This is a genomic window from Mycobacterium sp. NGS57, from assembly GCF_059812405.1.
In genome coordinates, this window is record NZ_JCALCP010000020.1 from 1 (window position 1) to 23,728 (window position 23,728).

Below are 23,728 nucleotides of genomic sequence, written 5' to 3' on the forward strand. Positions count from 1 at the left end.
CCGATGCCGGGCACGTCCGCGTGGAACAGGACGACGGCGACCACCGCCACCGCGCGCAGGCCCTCGATGTCCGGGCGAAACCGCGACCGCTCCGAGCGCCGACTCTCGTGTTCTTCGGTGGGGCTGATGCTGTCGGCCTGGCGCAAGGTCACCTACTTATATATGAGGAAGCGTCTTGGCAGGGTCTGAAGCGTCCCTGAACAGTCGAGGCATTATCACACACCTGTCTAACTGCGATGCGCGGAATGCGCCCATCCTCAGCCGTGGGCGAGCGCGCGGTCGGTTAGCGCGCCGATGGCCGGCGCCAACAGCCGCGAGTACTGCAGCGTCACGTGGTTCTCGTCGAGGTAGACCAGGGTGTTGCCGACGATGACCGGGCAGCGGTCGGCGGCGCAGAACAGGTCGGTGAGGTCGGTGTACTGCCCGCCGCCGGCCTTGGTGGCGGCGGCCTCGGCGGCGATGCCGGGCTGGTTCACCGCGGCGGACCGTCGCGGCACGCAGGCGCCCACGTCGTCGAGGTAGCCGGACAGGCAGATGGGCACCACGAAGTGCGGATCGGGCACGGGCCCGAGCACCAGCACCTTGGCGCCGGTGGTCCGCAGCTGCTGCACCAGGCGGGTCAGGCTCTCGGTCCACGTCGCGTCGTACGCCTTGAATCCGCTCAGCGACTCGTCGGCGCCGTAGCCGCGCCACGCGCTCACCACGACCAGCCGGGGGTGCTCGGCGCGCAGCCGGGCGAGGATGTCGCCGCGCCACTGCTGGCAGTGCTCGAAGAGTTCGACGAGGCGGCGCAGGGGGTTGGTGATCGGCAGGTCCATCAGGGGGCAGGCGCCCTTGGCCAGCATCTCCAGCCGCCAGTGCCGCTGGGCGGCGACCTGCTGGAACGCCGGGTTCCACATCGCGGCGTGCGAGTCCCCGACCAGCGCCACGGTCGTGGCCGAGGCGGTGTCGCCGGCCGCACACTCGGGTTGTCCGCCCTGGAACGGCGTGCGCAGGCAGCCGTCGAACAGCAGGGCCTGCTTTTCGGCGGGGGCGTCGGCCAGCGCGGGATCGAGGTTCGAGGGGACGGCGGTGAGGTTGGCCGAGGCGGCGACGGCGGCCTGCACCTGGGCGAAGGCCTGGCGCACCGCGGCGTCGTAGGCCTCGGCGGGGGAGCCGGCCGGCACGGGCGCGGCGGTGATGGCCAGCGGCGCGGCCGGGGCCCCGCGGCCCACCGGGGTGGGCACCACCGCCAGCAGCGCCACGCCCACGCAGACCGCCACCGCGGTGGCCCCGGCGCCCAGCCCGAGGCTGAGCCCGGCCGAGCGGCGCAGCGGGGCGGCGAAGCGCACCGGGTTCTCCAGGAACCGCAGCGTGAGCGCGGCCAGCAAGCCCGAGATCAGCGCGGCGACCACCCGGGCGGGCAGGCCCAGCGGGTGACCCATCACCACGGGAGCCAGGATCAGCACCGGCCAGTGCCACAGGTACCAGGAGTAGGAGATCCGCCCGATGGCCCGCATCGGCGCCGCGCCCAGCACCCGCCCGCAGCCCTGGTCGGGGGCGGCGCAGCCCGCGGTGATCACCAGCGCCGCGCCCAGCGTGGGCAGCAGCGCCGCGACGCCCGGGTACAGGGTGGTCGCGCTCAGCCGGGTGCAGGCATAGAGGATGACGGCGAGCCCGACCCAGCCGACGATCGCCGCGGCCCGCGGCGAGAGCCGCCCCCACCGGCCTGCGGTCAGCGCGACCAGGCCGCCGACGGCCAGCTGCCAGGCCCGGGTGGGCAGCGAGAAGAACGCCGCGGCGGTCACCACGTAGGTGGCCGCGAAGGACAGCACGAATGACACTCCGGCCACCGCGGCGAGGACGACCAGATAGGGCCGCTGTGAGGCCACGGCCTCGGTCCGGCTGCGCTTACGCAATCGCCGGATCAGCCACGCGGTGCCGAGGATCAGCGGCGGCCACACCAGGTAGAACTGCTCCTCGACGCCGAGTGACCAGTAGTGCTGGAACGGCGACGGCGGCACATGGCTGGCGAAGTAGTCGACGCCGCGGAAGATGAACCAGAAGTTGCTGACGTAGAGCGCGCTGGCGATGCCGTCGCCCATCACGGCGCGGGCCTGCAGCGGGGGCAGCAGCGCGGCCGAGGCGACCATCGTGACCACGCCGACCGCCGCCGACGCCGGCAGCAGTCGCCGGGCGCGCGCGCCGTAGAAGCGGCGCAGCCGCACGGTGCCGGTGCCGCTGGTCTCGCGCCACAGCAGGCCGGTGATCAGGAAACCGGAGATGACGAAGAAGACGTCGACGCCGACGAACCCGCCCCCGATCCCCGGGACGTCGGCGTGGAACAGGACGACGGCCAGCACCGCCACCGCGCGCAGTCCCTCGATGTCCGGGCGAAACCGCGACTCGCGGCGCCGACTCTCGCGTTCCTCGGTAGGGCGGACGCTGTCGGCCTGGCGCAAGGTCTACCTACTTACTACGAAACCGTCGGGAATCGAGGCATTATCACACACCTGTTGAACTGCGACGGGCGAAAGGCGGGCAATCCACTGCGGCCCGCGCTCACTTTTGCTCGGCGATCCAGGTGGTGGTGAAGCGCTGCAGCGCCGGGATGTTCTGGGCCAGACCGGCCGCGATGGATTTCTCGAGTTTGCCGCCCACCAACGGGATCTTGACGTCGACGCGCACGGCGAAGCTCATCTGCGAGCCGTCGCCGGCCGGCGCCAGCAGGGCCTTCCCCCGGCCCGACCCGAAACCGCCGGACGCCGCGACGTTGACCCGCCCGCGCACCTGCCCGTCGCCGAGCGGTTTCCAGGTCTCGCTGTGCATGATCTTGAGGTCCCCGGGCAGCAGCTTGGCGACGAAACCGGGCAGCAGCTGGCGGCCCAGGTGCTGGGTGGCGCGCATCTGCACGGTGCCGTCGGCGCCGACGTCCAGCGAATCCAGCGTGGTGGCGGCGTCGCCGGCCGACAGCCGGGTCACCCAGTAGTCCTCGCGCGCGAATGCCGCATGGATTTGCTCGACGGTTGCGGTCGACTCGGTCCAGATGTCGAATGAGTGCGGCATAGGAGACCATTCTTACCAAAGCGCGAGCCGGCTCGGACGTGACCGCTATCGTGTGGCCCATCCCTTGTCAGACGTGTGTGTAACGGAGAGGATCGTCGCGTGGGATTCAACAGCGGGCTGGTGGTGCTGGCCGACGCCCTGCCGGGCGCGAACCGGATCAAGGCCGTGCGCCGGGCGCTCGACGGGCGGGTGAACCCCGTCTACCTGGAGATCGGCGTCTCCCGCGGACAGGCCTTCCAGCGGATCAGCGCCGACGAGAAGATCGCCGTGGACCCGGCGTTCCGGCTCACCGCGCGCACCCGGAAGCTCGCCGACGCCAAGGCCCGCGTCACCCACTACTTCGAGACGACCTCCGACGACTTCTTCGCGAGCCAGGCCGCCTTCCTCGAGCAGCGCCCCGTCGACGTCGCCCTGATCGACGGGCTGCACACCTACGAGCAGGTCGTGCGCGACGTCGAGAACACCGTTCGCTACCTGCGCGACGACGGCGTCATCTTCCTGCACGACTGCAACCCCGCCTTCGAACTGGCCGGCCGCCGTGCGGATTCGTGGGACGAGTTCGTCGCGTCGCAGAAGGGGCCGCTGGTGATCGGCATCTGGAACGGCGACGTCTGGAAGGCGATCGTCCAGCTGCGCAGCACCCGCCCCGACCTGCTGGTCGGCGTGCTCAAGTGCGACCAGGGCGTCGGGTTCGTGCGCAAGGCGACTCCCGAGTCGACACTGCCGTATTCGGTGGAGCAGGTCGAGGCGCTGACCTACGCGGACCTCAAGGCCGACCGCAAGCGCCTGCTGAACCTGAAGCCGCCCCGCTATCTCGGCGAACTTCTCGGCGTCGGCGCCGGATCGTCCCCGAAGTAGAAGCGCCATGAAATTCGTGCTGGCGTGCTGGGGAAGCCGCGGCGACGTCGAACCCTGCGCCGCCGTCGGCCGCGAGCTGGTGCGCCGCGGGCATGACGTGCGGATGGCCGTCCCGCCCGACCTGGTCGGCTTTACCGAGGCGGCCGGGATCGAGGCGGTCGGCTTCGGGCCCGACTCGCAGTCCATCCTCGACGCGCACCGCGACTTCTGGACGTGCTTCTTCCGCCACCCGTGGCGGCTGCGGGAGCTCGTCCGGTCCCGCACCGAGATCGCGGGGCCCCTGCTGCAGGGCTGGCAGGACATGAGCGCGACGCTGATGTCGCTGGCCGACGGAGCCGACCTGCTGTTCACCGGCATCAACTTCGAGGACGCCGCCGCCAACGTCGCCGATCGTTTCGGCGTCCCCCTGGCCACGCTGCACTATTTCCCGCTGCGGCCCAACGGCCAGGTCCTGCCGTTCTTGCCGGCGCGGCTGGGCCGCGCGGCGGTGGCGGCGTTCTGGTGGGTGTCGTGGCGGGGCACCAAGAAGGTCGAGGACACCCAGCGCCGCGAGTTGGGCCTGCCCACGGCGATCGGCTCCGCGCCGCGGCGGATCACCGAGGCCGGGTCGCTGGAGATCCAGGCCTACGACGAGGCCTGCTTTCCCGGGCTGGCCGAGGAATGGGCGCGCTCCGGCAGCCCCGTCAACCGGCCGTTCGTGGGGACGCTGACGCTGGAATTGGCGACGGACGCCGACGACGACATCGCGTCGTGGATCGCCGCGGGAACGCCGCCGATCTTCTTCGGCTTCGGCAGCATCCCGGTGGAGTCCCCGGCCGACACCATCGCCATGATCGACGCGGCCTGCGCGCGGCTGGGCGAGCGGGCGCTGGTCGGCGCCGCCGGAACGGATTTCGGCAGCGCCCCGCACTCCGAGCGGGTCAGGGTCGCCGGCACGATGAACTACGCGACGGTCTTTCCCGCGTGCCGCGCGCTCGTCCACCACGGCGGCTCGTCCACCACGCCCATCGGCATGCGCGCCGGGGTGCCGCAGCTGATCCTCTACTGGGACCTGGTGCACGCGATCTACGGCGCCGCCGTCAAACGGCTGAAGGTCGGCACCGCCCGGCGCTTCTCGACGGCCACCGAGGAGACGCTGGTGGCCGACCTGCGCAAGATCCTCGCCCCGGACTACGCCCAGCGCGCCCGCGAGCTCGCCACCCGGATCACCGAGCCCGCCAAAAGCGCGGCGGCCGCCGCCGATCTGGTCGAGGATTTCGCCCGGCTCAACAGCGCCGTCTGACTCGTTAGCAAAGCTACGGACCGGCCGTCATCGCTACAGCTCAGAGGGGTTGCAGGCGGCAGTTTCGGGTGTGTGCACTAATTGCACAACCGTCGTTCTCACTCCGTGATCGGGCTCACAGCGAACCGCGTGACAGCGGTCACACCCAGGAAGTATGGTTTAGAACTTGTTATACCCATGTTGACTAAACGGTCGGGAGACGCGGTGAGCACCAACCCATTCGACGACGACAACGGCACCTTCTTCGTCCTGGTCAATGACGAGGAGCAACACAGCCTGTGGCCGACGTTCGCCGACGTCCCGGCCGGGTGGCGGGTGAGCTTCGGCGAGGCCGACCGCGCCGCGTGTCTCGACTACATCGAACAGAACTGGCCCGACATACGCCCGAAGAGTTTGCGCGAGAGGCTGGCCGGGGCCACGGCTTCTGACAAGTAAAGCGCCTGGGGTCGAGAGTCGGATGGAGTCAACAGACCGCGTACTTCCGTTGACGCGCGTGCAGCTGGATATCTGGCTTGCGCAGGAGACGGGACACTCCGGTACGGACTGGCAGATTGGCCTGCTGGTGAAGATCGCGGGCGCCGTGGAACAGGACGCCCTGCAGTGGGCGATCAGCCGCGTCATGCGCGAGGCCGAACCGGTGCGGGCGGCGTTCCTCGAGGAGGACGGCCAGGTCTTCCAGAAGGCGATCGACTACCCGGAAATCGAGCTGGACTTCTACGACATGAGCGGCAAGGACGACCCCGTGCGGGAAGTCCAGGAGGTGGCGCTGTCGATTCAGCGCACGCCGATGCCGTTCACCGGCCCGCTGTTCAAATACGCGCTGTTTCAGACGCGGCCCGACGAATTCTATTTGTTCGGCTGCTACCACCACATCGTCATCGACGCGGCCGGCATCGGGCTCATCGGCAACCGGATCGCCTCCATTTATTCCGCCATTGTCACCGGCGAACCCATTCCGCCCGCCTTTTTCGGCTCGCTGCAGGACCTGGTCGACTGCGAATCCGAATACGAGGCGTCGAGCGACTATTCCGACGACCGCGACTATTGGACGCGGAACCTTCCCGCCGAAAGCGGAACGAACAATCGGCTGCCGCAGGCGGCGGGGGAGCGCGACCCGAATTGGCGTTCGACGCCCGTCGGGCTGGACCCCGCGATCATGCGCCGCATCCAGGAGCTGTCCCACGTGTGGAACATGCCGCGCGCCTCGGTGATCACCGCGGCGTGCGCGCTGCTGGTGCGGGGCTGGTGCTCCGAGGGCTCCGAAGTGGTGCTCGACTTCCCGGTCGGCCGGCGGGTGCGGCCCGAGACGAAGACGCTGCCCGGGATGGCCGCCGGAGTCGTCCCGCTGGTGCTCAACGTCACGGCGGAGGAGACGGTGACCGACTTCTGCCGGCACGTCGACACCCGCATCCAGGAGCTGCTGAGCCATCAGCGTTTTCCCGTGCACGCGCTGGAGCGCAAGGCCGGTTCCGGCGGGTCGGCCGACCGGGTGGTCATCGACTTCTTCCCGCTCGCCTTCTCCATGGACTTCGGCGGGTTCACGGCGTCGGCGTCGATGACCAACTCCGGCTTCGTGGGCGGCTTCGGGCTGATCCTGTCCGGCATCGGCGACGAGCTCTCGCTGAGCACTTTGGGTGCCGCGGAACTGTTTTCGAATTCCGACGTCGCCGATCTGGCGCGCCGGCTGGAGCGGGTGCTGGTGGCGATGGCGGCCGACCCGGCGCGGCCGGTGTCGACGATCGACGTGCTCGACGCCGGCGAGCACGCCGGCCTGCAGGCGTGGGGCAATCGGGCCGCGCTGGCCGAACCGCCTGCGGCGGTGTCGATTCCGGCGGTGTTCGCCGCGCAGGCCGACCGCACGCCCGACGCGGTGGCGGTCACCTGCGACGGCCGGTCGATGACCTACCGCGAGCTGGACCAGGCCGCAAACCGGTTGGCGCACTTGCTGTCCGGTCGGGACGTGGGCCCGGGGCGGCGGGTGGCGCTGCTGTTCTCCCGGTCTGCCGAGGCCGTCGTCGCGATGCTGGCGGTGGCGAAAACCGGGGCGGCGTATGTGCCGATCGACCCGGCGGTGCCGGCGGCGCGGATGCAGTTCGTGCTCGACGACGCCGCGCCCGTCGCCGCGATCACCACCGCCGATCTGGCCGACCGGCTGCGCGGCTGCGATCTGGCGGTGATCGACGTCGGCGATCCCGCAGTGGACGGTCAGCCCGCCACCGCATTGCCGGGCCCGGCCCCCGACGACACCGCCTACATCATCTACACCTCGGGAACCACCGGGACCCCGAAGGGGGTGGCGATCCCGCACCGCAACGTGGTGCGGCTGCTGGAGACCCTCGATGCCGACCTGGGATTGGCGGGGCAGGTGTGGTCGCAGTGCCACTCGCTGGCCTTCGACTTCTCGGTGTGGGAGATCTGGGGCGCGCTGCTCTACGGCGGGCGCGTCGTGGTGGCACCCGACGCGGTGGTGCGCTCCGCGGAAGACCTGCGCGCCCTGCTGATCGCCGAAGGGGTCACCTTCCTGAGCCAGACCCCGTCGGCGTTCTACGCGCTGCAGGCCGCCGACACCGCCGCGACCGACCCGGCCGGGTTGAAGCTGCAGGCCGTGGTGTTCGGCGGCGAAGCCCTTGAGCCGCAACGCCTTCGGGCCTGGCTGGACAAGCATCCGGGTGCGCCGCGGCTGATCAACATGTACGGCATCACCGAGACGACGGTGCACGCGTCGTTCCGGGAGATCGGCGGCGGCGACGTCGACAGCGCCGGCAGCCCGATCGGGCGGCCGCTGGGCCACCTGAGCTTCTTCGTCCTCGACGGCTGGCTGCAGCCGGTGCCGGCGGGCGTCGTCGGGGAGTTGTATGTCGGTGGCGCCGGGCTGGCCGACGGCTACGTGGGCCGGGCCGGGCTGAGCGGGACGCGGTTCGTGGCCTGCCCGGCCGGCGAGCCGGGGCAGCGCATGTACCGCACCGGCGACCTGGTGCGCTGGAGCGCCGGCGGCCAGCTGGAGTACGTGGGCCGCGCCGACGAGCAGGTCAAGGTGCGCGGGTATCGCATCGAGCTCGGTGAGATCCAGGCCGCCCTGAGCGGGCTGGACGGGGTGGAGCAGGCGGTGGTGATCGCCCGCGAGGACCGTCCCGGCGACAAGCGCCTGGTCGGCTACGTCACCGGCACCGCGGACCCGGCCAAGATGCGCACCGAACTCGGTGAGCGCCTGCCGGCCTACATGGTGCCGGCCGCGGTCGTCGTGCTCGAGGCGCTGCCGCTGACGGTCAACGGCAAGCTCGACACCCGCGCGCTGCCGGCCCCGGAGTACCAGGACGGCGACCGCTACCGGGCCCCGGCCACCCCCGTCGAGGAGGTCCTGGCCGGCATCTACGCCCAGATCCTCGGGCTGGAACGCGTCGGCGTCGACGAGTCCTTCTTCGAACTGGGCGGCGACAGCATCCTGTCGATGCAGGTGGTGGCCCGCGCCCGCGCCGCCGGGCTGACCTGCCGCCCGCGCGACATCTTCGTCGAGCAGACCGTGGCCCGCCTGGCCCGGGTGACCGGGGTGGCCGACGGTGCCGCCCCGGTCGACGAGGGCACCGGGGACGTGCCCGCCACCCCGATCATCTCCTGGCTGCGCGACGTGGACGGCCCGGTCGGCGAGTTCAACCAGACCGTGCTGGTGCAGGCCCCGGTCGGGGTCACCGAATCCGACGTCGCCGAGCTGTTGCAGGCCCTGCTCGACCGGCACGCCATGCTGCGGCTGCGCGTCTCCGACGACAGCACCTGGCACCTGACGGTCCCCGAGCCCGGCTCGCTGCCGGCGCGCGACTGCCTGCGATCGGTGCAGGCCTTGTCCGACGAGGCGGTCGCCGAGGCGCGTTCGCGGCTGAACCCCGCCGCCGGCGCGATGCTGAGCGCGCTGTGGGTGGCCGCGACGAGCCAGCTGGTCCTGATCGTGCACCACCTGGCCGTCGACGGGGTGTCGTGGCGCATCCTGCTCGAAGACCTCAACCTGGCGTGGGCCCAGCACCACGGCGGGCAGCAGGTCGCGCTGCCCGCGCCCGGCACGTCGTTCGCCCGGTGGGCCACGCTGCTGGCCGAGCACGCGCACCACCCCGACGTCGTGGCGCACGCGGCCACCTGGCGGCAGGTCGCCGCCACGCCGTCGCCCCTGCCGGCGGTGCGCGCCGACGCGGACACCTACGTCAGCGCGGGCAACTACTCGGCGTCGCTGGACGCCGAGACCACTCGCATGCTGCTCGGCGAGGTGCCCGCGGCGTTCCACACCGGCATCCACGACATCCTGCTGATCGCGTTCGGGTTGGCCCTCACGGAATTCCTGGGGACCGGCCCAGCCCCCGTCGGCATCGACGTCGAGGGCCACGGCCGCCAGGAGGAGCTGGGCGCCGCCGGGGAGCAAGTAGACCTGTCGCACACGGTCGGCTGGTTCACCACCAAGTACCCGGTGGCGCTGAAGCTCGGCGGGCTGGACTGGGCGCAGGTGGTGGCCGGCGACGAGGCGCTGGGGGCGGTGATCAAGGACGCCAAGGAGCAGTTGCGCGCCCTGCCCGACGGCCTGACCTACGGCGTGCTGCGCTACCTGAACGCCGACGTCGACCTCGACGGCGCCGACCCCCCGGTCGGGTTCAACTACCTCGGGCGCCTGGGCGCGGGCGCGGCCGAGCTGTCCGGTGACGTCTGGGAGATCCGCCAGGACGGCTGGTCGGTCACCGGCGCCGCCGCGGCCATCCCGATGCCGCTGGCGCACACCGTCGAGCTCAACGCCGGCACCATCGACACCGACAGCGGCCCGCACCTGCGCGCCGGCTGGACGTGGGCGCCCTCGGCGCTGAACGAGGAGCGGGTCGCCCGGCTGAGCCGGCTGTGGTTCGACGCCCTGGCCGGCATGTGCGCGCACGTGCGCGGCGGCGGCGGCGGGCTGACGCCCTCGGACGTCGCCGCCAGCCTCAGCCAGCAACAAATCGACGAGCTTGCGCGGCAGTATGCGGATCGCTGACGTACTGCCACTGACCCCCCTGCAGCGGGGGCTGCTGTTCCACGCCAGCACCGCCCAGGGCGGCGATGACGTCTACGCCGTGCAGCTCGACATCACCCTGACCGGCCGGCTCGACCAGCACCGCCTGCGCGACGCGGTGCAGACCGTGGTCACCCGCCATCCCCACCTGGCGGCCCGGTTCTCCGACAAGTTCGCCGAGCCGGTGCAGATCATCCCGGCCGATCCCGAGGTGCCGTGGAACTACGTCGACCTCAGCGGCGCCGGGCCGGGCCTCGACGAGCAGATCCAGCAGTTGTCCGCCGCCGAGCGGGCCGCGGTGTGCGACGTGGCCGACCAGCTGGCCTTCCGGGCGGTGCTGATCCGCACCGCGGACGACGAGCACCGGTTCGTGCTGACCAACCACCACATCGTGCTGGACGGCTGGTCGCTGCCGATCCTGCTGGGGGAGATCTTCGCCAGCTACTACGGGCAGTGGCTGCCCGCGGCGGTCCCGTACCGCCGCTTCGTCACCTGGCTGGCCGCCCGCGACCTCGACGCCGCCCGCGCGGCCTGGCGCGACGTGCTCGACGGCTTCGACGCCCCCACGCTGGTGGGCCCGCCGGACCGGCGGGGCCTCGGGCGCCGCGGCGTCACCTCGTACCCGGTTCCCGCGAGCACCACCCGGGCGCTCAACGAGCTGGCGCGCTCCCGCCACACCACCGTCAACACCGTGCTTCAGGGCGCCTTCGCCCAGCTGCTGATGTCGCTGACCGGCCAGCACGACGTGGCCTTCGGCACCACGGTCTCGGGCCGTCCCACCGAGCTGGCCGGCGCGGACTCGATGGTCGGCCTGCTGATCAACACGGTGCCGGTGCGGGCCAGCAGCACCGCGGAAACCAGCACCGCCGACCTGCTCGACCAGCTGCAGAACGCACACAACCACACCCTCGACCACCAGCACCTGGCGCTCAGCGAAATCCACCGCATCGCCGGGCAGGACCAGCTGTTCGACACCTTCTTCGTCTACGAGAACTACCCCCTGGACGCCGCCGCGCTGTCGGGCACCGACGGGCTGGCCGTCACCGGGTTCGCCCACCGCGAGGCCAACCACTACCCGCTGGCGATCCAGGCCCTGCCGGGCAACGAGCTGACCCTGCGCGTCGAATTCGACACCGACGTGTTCGACGCCGCCGGCGTCGAGGCGCTCATCGAGCGGTTCAAGCGCGTCATGGAAGCCATGACCGCCGACCCGAACCGCCGGCTGTCGTCGATGGACCTGCTGGACGGCGACGAGCACGCCCGCCTGGACGGCTGGGGCAACCGCGCGGTGCTGGCGCAGCCGGCCGGCGCGTCGGTGTCGATCCCGGCGCTGTTCGCCGCGCAGGTGGCGCGCGCGCCCGGGGCGGTGGCCGTCACCTGGGGCGAACACTCCTGGACGTATCGCGCGCTCGACGAGGCCGCCAACCGGCTGGCGCACCTGCTGGCCGGCCACGGCGTGGGCCCGGGGCAGACGGTGGCGCTGCTGCTGTCGCGGTCGGCCGAGGCCATCGCCGCGATCCTGGCGGTGCTCAAGACCGGGGCGGCCTACGTGCCGATCGACCCGGCGGTACCGGCGGCGCGGATGCAGTTCATGCTCGACGACGCCGCACCGATCGCCGCGATCACCACCGCCACCCTGACCGACCGGCTGCACGGCTCCGGGCTGGCGGTCATCGACGTCAGTGACCTCGACGACCCCGCGATCGCCGCCCAGCCCGGCACGCCGTTGCCGGTCCCGGCGCCCGACGAGATCGCCTACATCATCTACACCTCGGGCACCACCGGCACCCCCAAGGGCGTCGCCATCCCGCACCGCAACGTGGTGCGGCTGCTGGAGGCGATGGACGCGAGCCTGGCGCTCACCGACCGGCACGTGTGGTCGCAGTGGCACTCGCTGGCCTTCGACGTCTCCGTCTGCGAGATCTGGGGCGCGCTGCTCTACGGCGGGCGCCTGGTGGTGGTCCCGGAATCGGTGGCGCGCTCACCCGAGGACTTCCACGCGCTGCTGGTCTCGGAGCAGGTCAGCATCCTGAGCCAGACGCCGTCGGCGTTCTACGCGTTGCAGACCGCCGACGCGCTGAACCCCGAGCTCGCCCGCCGGCTGAAGCTCGAGGCGGTGGTGTTCGCCGGCGAAGCCCTGGAGCCGCAACGCCTTCGGACGTGGCTGGACAACCACCCCGGCCTGCCGCGCCTGCTCAACCTGTACGGCACCACCGAGACGACCGTGCACGCCTCGTTCATGGACCTGCTGCACGGCGACGGGCACGCCCGCCCGGACGGGCCGGGAGCCCCCGCGGTGGTGGCGCCTCCGGTCATCACGTCGGTGTCGATCCCGACGCTGTTCACCTCCCAGGTCGCGCGCGCCCCCGAGGCGGTGGCGGTCAGCTGGGGCGAGCGTTCCTGGACCTATCGCGAGGTCGAGGACGCCGCCAACCGGCTGGCGCACCTGCTGGCCGCCCGCGGCGTCGGCCCCGGACAGCGGGTGGCGCTGCTGCTGTCGCGGTCGGCCGAGGCGATCGTCGCGATCCTGGCGGTGCTGAAAACCGGGGCGGCCTACGTGGCGATCGACCCGGCGGTGCCGGCGACGCGGATGCAGTTCGTGCTCGACGACGCCGCGCCCGTCGCGGTGGTCACCAGCGCCGACCTGCGCCCCGCGCTGGGCGGCTGCGACCTGCCCGTCGTCGACATCAGGGAAATCGAGGCGCCGGCGCTCGGCGGCCTGCCCAGCACGGCGCTGCCGGTGCCCGGCCCCGACGACATCGCCTACATCATCTACACGTCGGGCACCACCGGCACCCCCAAGGGCGTGGCGATCCCGCACCGCAACGTGATCCGGCTGCTGGAAACGCTGGACGCCGACCTGAAGCTGGCGGGGCAGGTGTGGTCGCAGTGCCACTCCCTGGCCTTCGACTTCTCGGTGTGGGAGATCTGGGGCGCCCTGCTCTACGGCGGGCGGCTGGTCGTGGTGCCCGACGCGCTGGTGCGCTCGCCCGAGGACTTCTACGCCCTGCTGGTGGCGGAGCGGGTCAGCGTCCTGAGCCAGACCCCGTCGGCGTTCTACGCGCTGCAAAGCGTGGACGCGCTGCTGCCCGCGCCGGGCTCCCAGCTGACGCTCGAGGCCGTGGTGTTCGGCGGCGAAGCCCTTGAGCCGCAACGACTCCGGACGTGGCTGCGCAACCATCCGGGCTCGCCGCGGCTGATCAACATGTACGGCATCACCGAGACGACGGTGCACGCCTCGTTCCGGGAGATCCTCGCCGCCGACGTCGACAACTCCGTCAGCCCCATCGGCGTCCCCCTGGCCCACCTCGGCTTCTTCGTCCTCGACGGCTGGCTGCGGCCGGTGCCGGCCGGCGTGGTCGCCGAGCTGTATGTGGCCGGCTCCGCGCTGGCCTACGGGTACGTGGGCCGCGGCGGGCTGACCGCGTCGCGGTTCGTGGCGTGCCCGTTCGGGGCGCCCGGCGACCGCATGTATCGCACCGGGGACCTGGTGTGCTGGGGCACCGACGGGCAACTGCGCTACCTGGGCCGCGCCGACGAGCAGGTCAAGATCCGCGGGTACCGCATCGAGCTCGGCGAGGTGCGCGCGGCGCTGGCCGCCCTCGACGGGGTCGCGGAGGCGGTGGTGATCGCCCGCGAGGACCGCCCCGGCGACAAACGCCTGGTCGGCTACATCACCGGGACGGCCGAACCCGCCGAGCTGCGCGCCGCGCTGGCCGAGCGGCTGCCCGAATACATGGTCCCGGCCGCGGTGGTGGTGATCGACGCCCTGCCGCTGACGGTCAACGGCAAACTCGACCGCCGGGCCCTGCCGGCGCCGGAGTACCGCGACGGCGACGCCTACCACGCCCCGGCCGGCGCGGTCGAGGAGATCCTGGCCGGCATCTACGCCCAGGTGCTGGGCGTGGACCGGGTGGGCGCCGACGACTCGTTCTTCGACCTGGGCGGGGATTCGCTGTCGGCGATGCGCCTGGTCGCGGCGGTCAACTCGGGCCTGGGCTGCGGGCTGTCGGTGCGCACGCTGTTCGAGGCGCCCACGGTCGCGCAGCTGGCGCCGCGCCTCGCCGGCGACGGCGACCGGCTGGACCCGCTGGTCGCCGGCGAGCGGCCGGCGGTGGTTCCGCTGTCGTTCGCGCAGAACCGGCTGTGGTTCATCGACCAGTTCCAGGGGCCCTCGCCGATCTACAACATGGCCGTCGGGCTGCGGCTGACCGGCCGGCTCGACGCCGACGCGCTGGGCGCGGCGCTGGCCGACGTGGTCGCCCGCCAGGAGACCCTGCGCACGCGCTTCGAGGCGCCCGGCGGCGTGCCGCGGCAACTGGTGCAGCCCGCCGACGGCGCCGACTTCGGCTGGCGGGTCGTCGACGCCACCGGCTGGCCGGACAGCCGCCTGGACGAGGCGGTCGACGCCGTCGCCGCCCACCCGTTCGACCTGGCCAACGAAATCCCTTTGCGCGCACAGCTTTTCCGCGTCGCCGAGGACGAGCACGTGCTGGTGGCCGTGGTGCACCACATCGCCGCCGACGGCGTGTCGATCACCCCGCTGGTGCGCGACCTGGGCATGGCGTACGCCGCCCGGTGCGCCGGGCAGGCCCCCGGCTGGCCCGACCTGGCGGTGCAGTACGCCGACTTCACGCTGTGGCAGCGCGCGCAGCTCGGCGACCTCGGCGACGACGACAGCCGCATCGCCAAGCAGCTGGCCTACTGGGAGGACGCCCTGGCCGGCATGCCCGAGCACCTGCAGCTGCCCACCGACCGGCCCTACCCGCCGGTGGCGGATTACCGCGGGGCCAGCGTCGCGGTCGACTGGCCCGCGCCGCTGCAGCAGCAGATCGACCGGGTGGCCCGGGAGCACAACGCGACCAGCTTCATGGTGCTGCAGGCCGCCCTGGCGGTGCTGTTGTCGAAGCTCAGCGCCAGCACCGAGGTGGCGGTCGGATTCCCGATCGCCGGCCGGCGCGACCCCGCGCTCGACGACCTGGTCGGCTTCTTCGTCAACACCCTGGTGCTGCGCGTCGGCCTGGCCGGCGACCCCAGCTTCGCCGACCTGCTCGCGCAGGTCCGCACCCGCAGCCTGGCCGCCTACGAGCACCAGGACGTGCCGTTCGAGGTGCTGGTGGAGCGGCTCAACCCGACCCGCAGCCTGACCCAGCACCCGCTGGTGCAGGTGATGCTGGCGTGGCAGAACTGGCAGGACCGCAGTGGCGGCGACGCCGCTGACAACGTCGCGGGGCTGACCCTGGGCGACCTGCAGATCGCGCCGGTGGAGCTCGACACCCGCACCGCCCGCATGGACCTGTCGTTCTCCCTGGCCGAACGCTGGGGCGAGGGCGGCGAGCCCGCCGGCATCGGCGGCACGGTGGAATTCCGCACCGACGTGTTCGACGCGGCCAGCATCGAGACGCTGGTCGAGCGGTGGCGGCGGGTGCTGGCCGAGCTGACCGCCGACCCGGCGCGGCGGCTGTCGGCGGTGGACGTGGTCGACGACACCGAGCGCGCCCGCCTCGACACCGTCGGCAACCGCGCGATGCTGACCAGGCCCGCGCCGGCCGCGACGTCGGTTCCGGAGCTGTTGGCCGCGCAGGTGGCCCGCACCCCCGACGCGGTGGCGGTGACCCACGGCGCCGAGTCGCTGACCTACCGCGAACTCGACGAGGCCGCTAATCGCCTGGCGCACGTGCTGTCCGGGCGCGGCGTCGGCCCGGGCGCGTGCGTGGGGCTGCTGCTGGAGCGCTCGGCGCGGGCCGTCGTAGCCATGCTCGCCGCGCTGAAGACCGGGGCGGCCTACCTGGCGATCGACCCGGGCCTGCCGGAGGCGCGGATCGCGTTCATGCTCTCCGACGCCGCCCCCGTCGCCGTCGTCACCACCGCGGACCTGCGGCCGCGCCTCGACGGGCGCGCCGTCGTCGACCTCGACGACCCGGCCATTGACGCCCAGCCCGCCACGCCGGTGACGGCGGCCGACCCCGGCGACATCGCCTACCTCATCTACACCTCGGGCACCACCGGCACCCCCAAGGGCGTGGCCATCAGCCACCGCAACCTGATCCACCTGGCGGACTCGTCGCCGGCGGACCTGCCGGCGGCGCAGGTGTGGACGCAGTGCCACTCCTACGCGTTCGACTTCTCGGTGTGGGAGATCTGGGCCGCGCTGCTGGCCGGCGGCCGGCTGGTCGTGGTGCCCGACGCCGTCGTCGGATCCCCCGACGACTTCCACGCCCTGCTGGTGCGCGAAAAGGTCAACGTGCTCACCCAGACCCCGTCGGCGGTCGACGCGCTGAACCCGCGCGGGCTGGAGTCGACCGCGCTGCTGCTCGGCGGCGAGGCCTGCCCGGCCGACGTGGTGGACCGCTGGGCGCCCGGGCGGGTGGCGATCAACGCCTACGGCCCCACCGAGGCCACGGTGTACGCGTCGATGAGCGCCCCGCTGCGGGAGGGCTCGGGCGCCGCGCCCATCGGCGGTCCGGTGTCCACCACGGCGCTGTTCGTCCTCGACGAGTGGCTGCGGCCGGTGCCGAGCGGGGTCGTCGGCGAGCTGTACGTGGCCGGGCGCGGCGTCGGCGTCGGCTACGTCGGGCGGACCGGGCTGACGGCGTCGCGGTTCGTGGCGTGTCCGTTCGGCGAACCCGGGGCCCGCATGTACCGCACCGGGGACCTGGTGCGCTGGCGGGCCGACGGCCAGCTGGCCTACCTCGGGCGCGCCGACGAGCAGGTCAAGATCCGCGGCTACCGCATCGAGCCCGGCGAGGTCCAGGCCGCCCTGGCCGCCCTGGCCGGGGTCGAGCAGGCCGTGGTGATCGCCCGCGAGGACCGCCCCGGCGACAAGCGGCTGGTCGGCTACGTCACCGGGACCGCCGACCCCGCCGCGGCCCGCGCGGCGCTGGGCGAGCGGCTGCCGGCCTACATGGTCCCGGCCGCGGTGATGGCGCTCGAGGCGCTGCCGCTGACGGTCAACGGCAAGCTCGACGTGCGCGCGCTGCCGGCGCCCGAATACCGCGACGGCGGCAGCTACCGCGCCCCGTCCACCCCCACCGAGGAGATCCTGGCCGGCATCTACGCCCAGGTCCTGGGCGTCGAGCGGGTCGGCGTGGACGACTCGTTCTTCGACCTGGGCGGCGACTCGCTGTCGGCGATGCGCCTGGTCGCCGCCGTCAACGCGGGCCTGGACGCCGGGCTGGCGGTGCGCACGGTGTTCGAGGCGCCCACGGTGGCCCAGCTGGCCCCGCGCATCGGCGCCGACGAGGGCCGGCTGGAGCCGCTGGTGGCCGTCGAGCGGCCGGCGGTGGTTCCGTTGTCGTTCGCGCAGAACCGGTTGTGGTTCATCGACCAGCTGCAGGGGCCGTCGCCGGTGTACAACCTGGCGGTGGCGCTGCGGCTGCGCGGCCGCCTCGACGCCGACGCGCTGGGCGCGGCGCTGGCCGACGTGGTGGGCCGCCACGAGACCCTGCGCACGCTGCTGCCCGCCACCGAGGGCGTGCCCCGGCAGGTCGTCGTGCCCGCCGCGCAAGCCGACTTTGGGTGGCAGGTCACCGACGCCACCGCATGGCCGGCCGACCGCCTGGCGGCGGCCGTCGACGAGACGGGCCGGCACAGCTTCGACCTGGCAACCGAAATCCCTTTGCGGGCAAGGGTTTTCCGCGTCGCCGACGACGAGCACGTGCTGGTGGCCGTCGCCCACCACATCGCCGCCGACGGCTGGTCGATCGCCCCGCTGGTGCGCGACCTCGGGGTGGCCTACACCGCCCGGTGCGCGGGGCGGGCCCCGGGCTGGGCCGAGCTGGCGGTGCAGTACGTCGACTACACGCTGTGGCAGCGCGCGCAGTTCGGCGACCTCGGCGACAGCGCCAGCCCCATCGCCGCGCAGCTGGCCTACTGGGAGGACGCCCTGGCCGGCATGCCCGAGCACCTGCAGCTGCCCACCGACCGGCCGTACCCGCCGGTCGCCGACTCCGGCGGCGCCACGGTCGCGGTCGACTGGCCGGCGCAGCTGCAACAGCAGGTCGCCCGGGTGGCCCGCGAGCACAACGCGACCAGCTTCATGCTGGTGCAGGCCGCGCTGGCGGTGCTGCTGGCCAAGCTGAGCGCCAGTCCCGACGTCGCGGTGGGCTTCCCGATCGCCGGCCGGCGCGACCCCGCGCTGGACGAGCTGGTGGGCTTCTTCGTCAACACCCTGGTGCTGCGCGTCGAGGTGGCCGGCGACCCCAGCTTCGCCGAGCTGCTGGACCAGGTGCGCCAGCGCAGCCTGGCCGCCTACGAGCACCAGGACGTGCCCTTCGACGTGCTGGTCGAACGGCTCAACCCCACCCGGTCGCTGACCCATCACCCGCTGGTCCAGGTGATGCTGGCCTGGCAGAACTGGGCCGGCACTAACGCCGGGGCCGGCGCCGGGCTGGCCCTGGGCGACCTGGAGGTCACCGAGCTGCCGGTGGACACCGGCACCGCGCGGGTCGATTTGTCGTTCTCGCTGGCCGAACTCTGGGACGAGGGCGGTGAACCCGCCGGAATCGGCGGGACCGTGGAGTTCCGCACCGACGTGTTCGACGCCGACACCATCCACACCCTGATCGAGCGGCTGCGGCGGGCGCTGGCGGCGATGACCGCCGACCCCGACGGGCGGCTGTCGTCGCTCGACGTGCTCGACGACGCCGAGCACGCCCGGCTGGACGGGTGGGCCAACCGCACCGCCCTGGCCGCGGCGCCGGCGGCGGCGTCCATCCCCGAGGTGTTCGCCGCGCAGGTGACCCGCGCGCCCGACGCGGTCGCGGTGAGCTCCGACGGCCGGTCGATGACCTACCGCGAGCTGGACGACGCCGCAAACCGGTTGGCGCACTTGCTGTCCGGGCGCGGTGTGGGCCCCGGGCAGCGGGTGGCGCTGTTGCTGCCCCGCACGGCCGACGCCGTCGTGGCGATGGTGGCCGTGGTCAAGACCGGGGCCGCCTACGTGCCGATCGACCCGACGGTGCCCGAGGCCCGGGTGGGCTTCCTGCTGGCCGACGCCGCACCGGCCGCGGCGGTCACCACCGCCGAGCTGCGGCCGCGGCTGGGCGGGCGCGACCTGCTCGTCATCGATATCGGGACCGTCGGGGACCCGGACGCCCCAACCGATTTGGCCCTCGCCGGGTCGGGACCCGACGACACGGCGTACATCATCTACACCTCGGGCACCACCGGGACCCCGAAGGGGGTGGCGATCCCGCACCGCAACGTGGTGCGGCTGCTGGAGACCCTCGATGCCGACCTGGGATTGGCGGGGCAGGTGTGGTCGCAGTGCCACTCGCTGGCGTTCGACTTCTCGGTGTGGGAGATCTGGGGCGCGCTGCTCTACGGCGGGCGGGTGGTCATGGTGCCCGACGCGGTGGTGCGCTCGCCGGAAGACCTGCGCGCCTTGCTGATTGCCGAACGGGTCACCTTCCTGAGCCAGACCCCGTCGGCGTTCTACGCGCTGCAGGCCGCCGACACCGCCGCGACCGACGCGGCCGGGTTGAAGCTGCAGGCCGTGGTGTTCGGCGGCGAGGCGCTGGAGCCCCAGCGCCTGGCGGCCTGGCTGGACAAGCATCCGGGTGGGCCGCGGCTGATCAACATGTACGGCATCACCGAGACGACGGTGCACGCGTCGTTCCGCGAGATCCTTGCCGGCGACGTCGACAGCGCCGTCAGCCCGATCGGGGTGCCCCTTCGCCACCTGAGCTTCTTCGTCCTCGACGGCTGGCTGCAGCCGGTGCCGGTCGGCGTGGTGGGGGAGCTGTACGTCGCGGGCGCCGGGCTGGCCGACGGGTACCTGGGCCGGCCCGGGCTGACCACCACGCGGTTCGTGGCCTGCCCGGCCGGCGAGCCGGGGCAGCGGATGTACCGCACCGGCGACCTGGTCTGGTGGGGCGCCGACGGGCAGCTGCGCTACGTCGGGCGCGCCGACGAGCAGGTCAAGATCCGCGGGTACCGCATCGAGCTCGGCGAGGTCCAGGCGGCGCTGGCCGGCCTCGACGGCGTCGGGCAGGCCGTCGTCGTCGCCCGCGAGGACCGCCCGGGCGACAAGCGCCTCGTCGGCTACGTCACCGGGCCCGCCGACCCGGCGGACATCCGCGCCCGGCTGGCCGACGGGCTGCCCGCCTACATGGTGCCGGCCGCGGTGGTGGCGCTGGACGCGCTGCCGCTGACGGTCAACGGCAAGCTCGACAAGCGCGCCCTCCCGGCCCCGGAGTACCAGGACGGCGAGCGTTACCGCGCCCCCGCCGACGCGGTCGAGGAGGTCCTGGCCGGCATCTATGCCCAGGTCCTCGGGCTGGAGCGGGTGGGGGTCGACGAGTCCTTCTTCGAGCTCGGCGGCGACAGCATCCTGTCGATGCAGGTGGTGGCCCGCGCCCGGGCCGCCGGGCTGACCTGCCGCCCCCGCGACATCTTCGTCGAGCAGACCGTGTCCCGGCTGGCCCGCGTCGCCGGCGTCGCCGACGGTGCCGGGGCCCCCGCCGACGAGGGCACCGGGAACGTGCCGGCCACCCCGATCATCAGCTGGCTGCGCGAGGTGGACGGCCCGGTCGGCGAGTTCAACCAGACGGTGCTGGTGCAGGCCCCGGCCGGGGTGACCGAGTCCGACGTGGTGCAGCTGTTGCAGGCCCTGCTCGACCGGCACCCGATGCTGCGGCTGCGCGTGTCGGACGACTGGTCGCTGACCGTGCCCGACGCGGGCACGGTCGACGCGCGCGCCTGCCTGCGGGTCGTGGACGAGCTGTCCGCGCCGGCGCTGCTGGCGGCCCGGGCCCGGCTGAACCCGGCGACCGGGACCATGCTGAGCGCGCTGTGGGTGCCCCGCACCGGCCGGCTGGCGGTGATCGCGCACCACCTGGCCGTCGACGGGGTGTCGTGGCGCATCCTGCTCGAAGACCTCAACCTGGCGTGGGCGCAGCGCCGCGGCGGGCAGCCGGTGGAGTTGCCGCCGCCGTCGACGTCGTTCGCCCGGTGGGCGTCGCTGCTGGCCGAGCACGCGCGCCGCCCCGACGTCGTGGCTCAGGCGGACGCGTGGCGGGAGGTCGCGGCGGTGCCGTCGGCCCTGCCGGCGGTGCGTCCCGAGCTCGACACCTTCGCCACCGCCGGGAACCTGTCGGTGGAACTGGACGCCGAGACCACCCGCATGCTGCTCGGCGAGGTGCCCGCGGCGTTCCACGCCGGCATCCACGACATCCTGCTGATCGCGTTCGGGTTGGCGCTCGGGGAGTTCCTGCGTGCCCTAAACAGCCCCGCCGCGCCGATCGGCATCGACGTCGAGGGCCACGGCCGCCACGACGAGCTGGCCCCGGACGTGGACCTGTCGCGCACGGTCGGCTGGTTCACCAGCAAATACCCGGTCGCGCTGCAGGTGGGCGGGCTGGACTGGGCGCAAGTCGTCGCCGGCGACGCCGGGCTGGCCGCGGTGGTCAAACGCGCCAAGGAACAGCTGCGCGGCCTGCCCGACGGCCTGACCTACGGCCTGCTGCGCTACCTGAACGGCGACGTCGGCCTGGACGGCGCCGACCCGTCCATCGGGTTCAACTACCTGGGCCGCCTCGGCGCCGCCGCCGAGTCGTCCGACGAGGCGTGGCGGATGTGCCACGACGACGGGTCGGTGGCCGGCCTCGCCGCGGCGATCCCGATGCCGCTGATGCACACCGTCGAGCTCAACGCCGGCACCGTCGACACCGACGCCGGCCCGCGGCTGCGCGCCGGCTGGACGTGGGCGCCCTCGGCGCTCGACGAGGAGCAGGTCGGCCGGCTCGGCCGGCTGTGGTTCGACGCCCTGGCCGGCATCTGCGCCACCGTGCGCGCCGGCGGCGGCGGACTGACCCCCTCCGACATCGCGCCCGCCCGCCTGAGCCAGGACCAGATCGACGACCTCGCCCGGCAGGCCCGCATCGCCGACGTGCTGCCGCTGACCCCCCTGCAGCAGGGCCTGCTCTTCCACGCCGCCATGGCGCATGGGGCGCAGGCCAACCCCGACGACGTCTACGCGGTGCAGCTGGAGACCACCCTGAGCGGTCCCCTCGACGCCGACCGGCTGCGCGACGCCCTGCGCGCGGTGATCGCCCGGCATCCCAACCTGGTGGCCCGCTTCTGCCTGCTCGACGAGCCCGTGCAGGTCATCCCGGCCGATCCCGACGTGCCGTGGCGTTTCGACGACCTGAGCGACGACCCGGACCCGGGCGGGCAGATCCGGCGGATCTGCGCCGACGAACGGGCCGCAATCGGCGATCTCACCGCGCAGTCGCCGCTGCGGGTGGCGCTGATCCGCACCGCGGCCGACCGGCACCGGTTCGTGCTGACCAACCACCACATCGTCCTGGACGGTTGGTCGCTGCCGATCCTGCTGCAGGAAATCTTCGCCGGCTACTACGGCCACCGGCTGCCCGCCCCGGTCCCGTACCGCCGGTTCGTCAGCTGGCTGGCCGGCCGCGACCGCGACGCCGCGCGCGCGGCCTGGAGCGAGGTCTTCGCCGGCTTCGACACCCCGACGCTCATCGGGCCCCCGGAGCGGCTTGGGCTCGGGCGGCGCGACGTCGCGTCGTTCACCGTGCCCGCGCACACCACCGCGGCCATCGGCGAGCTGGCCCGCGCGCGCCACACCACCGTAAACACCGTGCTGCAGGGCGCTTTCGCGCAGCTGCTCGCGTGGCTGACCGGCCACGACGACGTCGCCTTCGGCGTCGTGGTCTCGGGGCGGCCCGCCGAGGTCGCCGGCGCGGACTCCATGGTGGGCCTGCTGATCAACACCGTGCCGGTGCGGGCCACCGTCACACCGGCCACCAGCGTCGCCGAGCTGCTCGACCAGCTGCAAGCCGCCCACAACCGCACGCTCGAGCACCAGCACCTGGCGCTGGCCGACATCCACCGGGCCACCGGACACCGCCGGCTTTTCGACACCGTTTTCGTCTACGAGAACTACCCGACCGACACCGCCGCGCTCACGGGCGACGACGGGCTGAGCGTCGGCGAGATCGCCAACCGCGACTACTACCACTACCCGCTGGCGATCCAGGCCGTGCCGGGACGCGAGCTGGAGCTGCGCGTCCAATTCCGCGCCGACGTGTTCGACGCGGCCGCCATCGATGCGCTGATGCAACGCTTCCAGCAGGCGTTGGTGGCCATGACCGCCGACCCGGCGCGCCCGCTGTCGGCGGCGGACCCACAGGGCGGCGACGGGCACCGGTGGCCGCCGGCCCCGGCGGTCGCGGAGCCCGACAGCCGCCCCGCCGGAGCCGACCATCCCGCCGCGGCCGCCGCGGTCGCCGAGATCCTGTCCGGCATCTACGCCCGGGTGCTGGGCGTGGACCGGGTGGGCGCCGACGACTCGTTCTTCGACCTCGGCGGGGACTCGATTTCGGCGATGCGGGCGATCGTGGCGATCAACGCGGCGCTCGCCACCCGCCTCGCGGTCAGCGCCCTGTTCGACGCGCCCTCGGTGCGCGGCATGACATCGCAACTGGCCGGGCATGCCGGCCCGGTGGCCGAGGTGCCCGCCGTCAGCCCGGCCGGCGACCTGTAGGGGCCCGGCCCTA

General features: G+C 73.0%; 7 protein-coding genes. 5 read left to right on the top strand and 2 right to left on the bottom strand.

Annotated elements, in window-relative coordinates; all coding sequences use genetic code 11:
* Positions 1–257: 257 nt before the first annotated feature.
* Both AC5Y43_RS24365 and AC5Y43_RS24370 read right to left on the bottom strand, forming a co-directional pair.
* A complete protein-coding gene (locus tag AC5Y43_RS24365) occupies positions 258–2,441 on the bottom strand; it encodes an acyltransferase family protein (RefSeq protein ID WP_499977010.1) in 2,184 nt (727 codons plus the stop codon).
* A gap of 100 nt (positions 2,442–2,541) precedes the next feature.
* On the bottom strand, positions 2,542–3,045 hold the full coding sequence (locus AC5Y43_RS24370; RefSeq protein WP_499977012.1) for a DUF2505 domain-containing protein: 504 nt from the start codon (positions 3,043–3,045) through the stop codon (positions 2,542–2,544).
* Between the two features lie 99 nt (positions 3,046–3,144).
* Between AC5Y43_RS24370 and AC5Y43_RS24375 the strand changes: the two genes are divergently transcribed.
* From AC5Y43_RS24375 to AC5Y43_RS24395, 5 genes are all read left to right on the top strand, one after another.
* Positions 3,145–3,903, top strand: a complete 759-nt coding sequence (locus AC5Y43_RS24375; RefSeq protein WP_499977014.1) for a class I SAM-dependent methyltransferase — start codon at positions 3,145–3,147, stop codon at positions 3,901–3,903.
* Between the two features lie 7 nt (positions 3,904–3,910).
* Positions 3,911–5,185, top strand: coding sequence for a glycosyltransferase (locus tag AC5Y43_RS24380; protein ID WP_499977016.1), 1,275 nt, complete (start codon positions 3,911–3,913; stop codon positions 5,183–5,185).
* A gap of 204 nt (positions 5,186–5,389) precedes the next feature.
* The gene (locus AC5Y43_RS24385; RefSeq protein ID WP_499977018.1) at positions 5,390–5,620 is read left to right on the top strand and encodes an MbtH family protein; all 231 of its coding nucleotides are present in this window, start codon (positions 5,390–5,392) and stop codon (positions 5,618–5,620) included.
* Positions 5,621–5,678: 58 nt separating this feature from the next.
* Positions 5,679–10,187, top strand: coding sequence for an amino acid adenylation domain-containing protein (locus tag AC5Y43_RS24390; protein ID WP_499977020.1), 4,509 nt, complete (start codon positions 5,679–5,681; stop codon positions 10,185–10,187).
* Complete coding sequence (locus AC5Y43_RS24395; protein ID WP_499977024.1) at positions 10,174–23,715, top strand: amino acid adenylation domain-containing protein; 13,542 nt, start codon at positions 10,174–10,176, stop codon at positions 23,713–23,715. Before AC5Y43_RS24390 ends, AC5Y43_RS24395 begins: the two co-directional genes overlap by 14 nt.
* The last annotated feature ends 13 nt before the right edge of the window (positions 23,716–23,728 follow it).

What these genes read in the sequence shown, in the direction of transcription:
- AC5Y43_RS24370 (WP_499977012.1), bottom strand. Translation starts at nt 3,045, where the DNA reads ATGCCGCACTCATTCGACATCTGGACCGAGTCGACCGCAACCGTCGAG.
- AC5Y43_RS24380 (WP_499977016.1), top strand. Translation starts at nt 3,911, where the DNA reads ATGAAATTCGTGCTGGCGTGCTGGGGAAGCCGCGGCGACGTCGAACCC.
- AC5Y43_RS24395 (WP_499977024.1), top strand. Translation starts at nt 10,174, where the DNA reads ATGCGGATCGCTGACGTACTGCCACTGACCCCCCTGCAGCGGGGGCTG.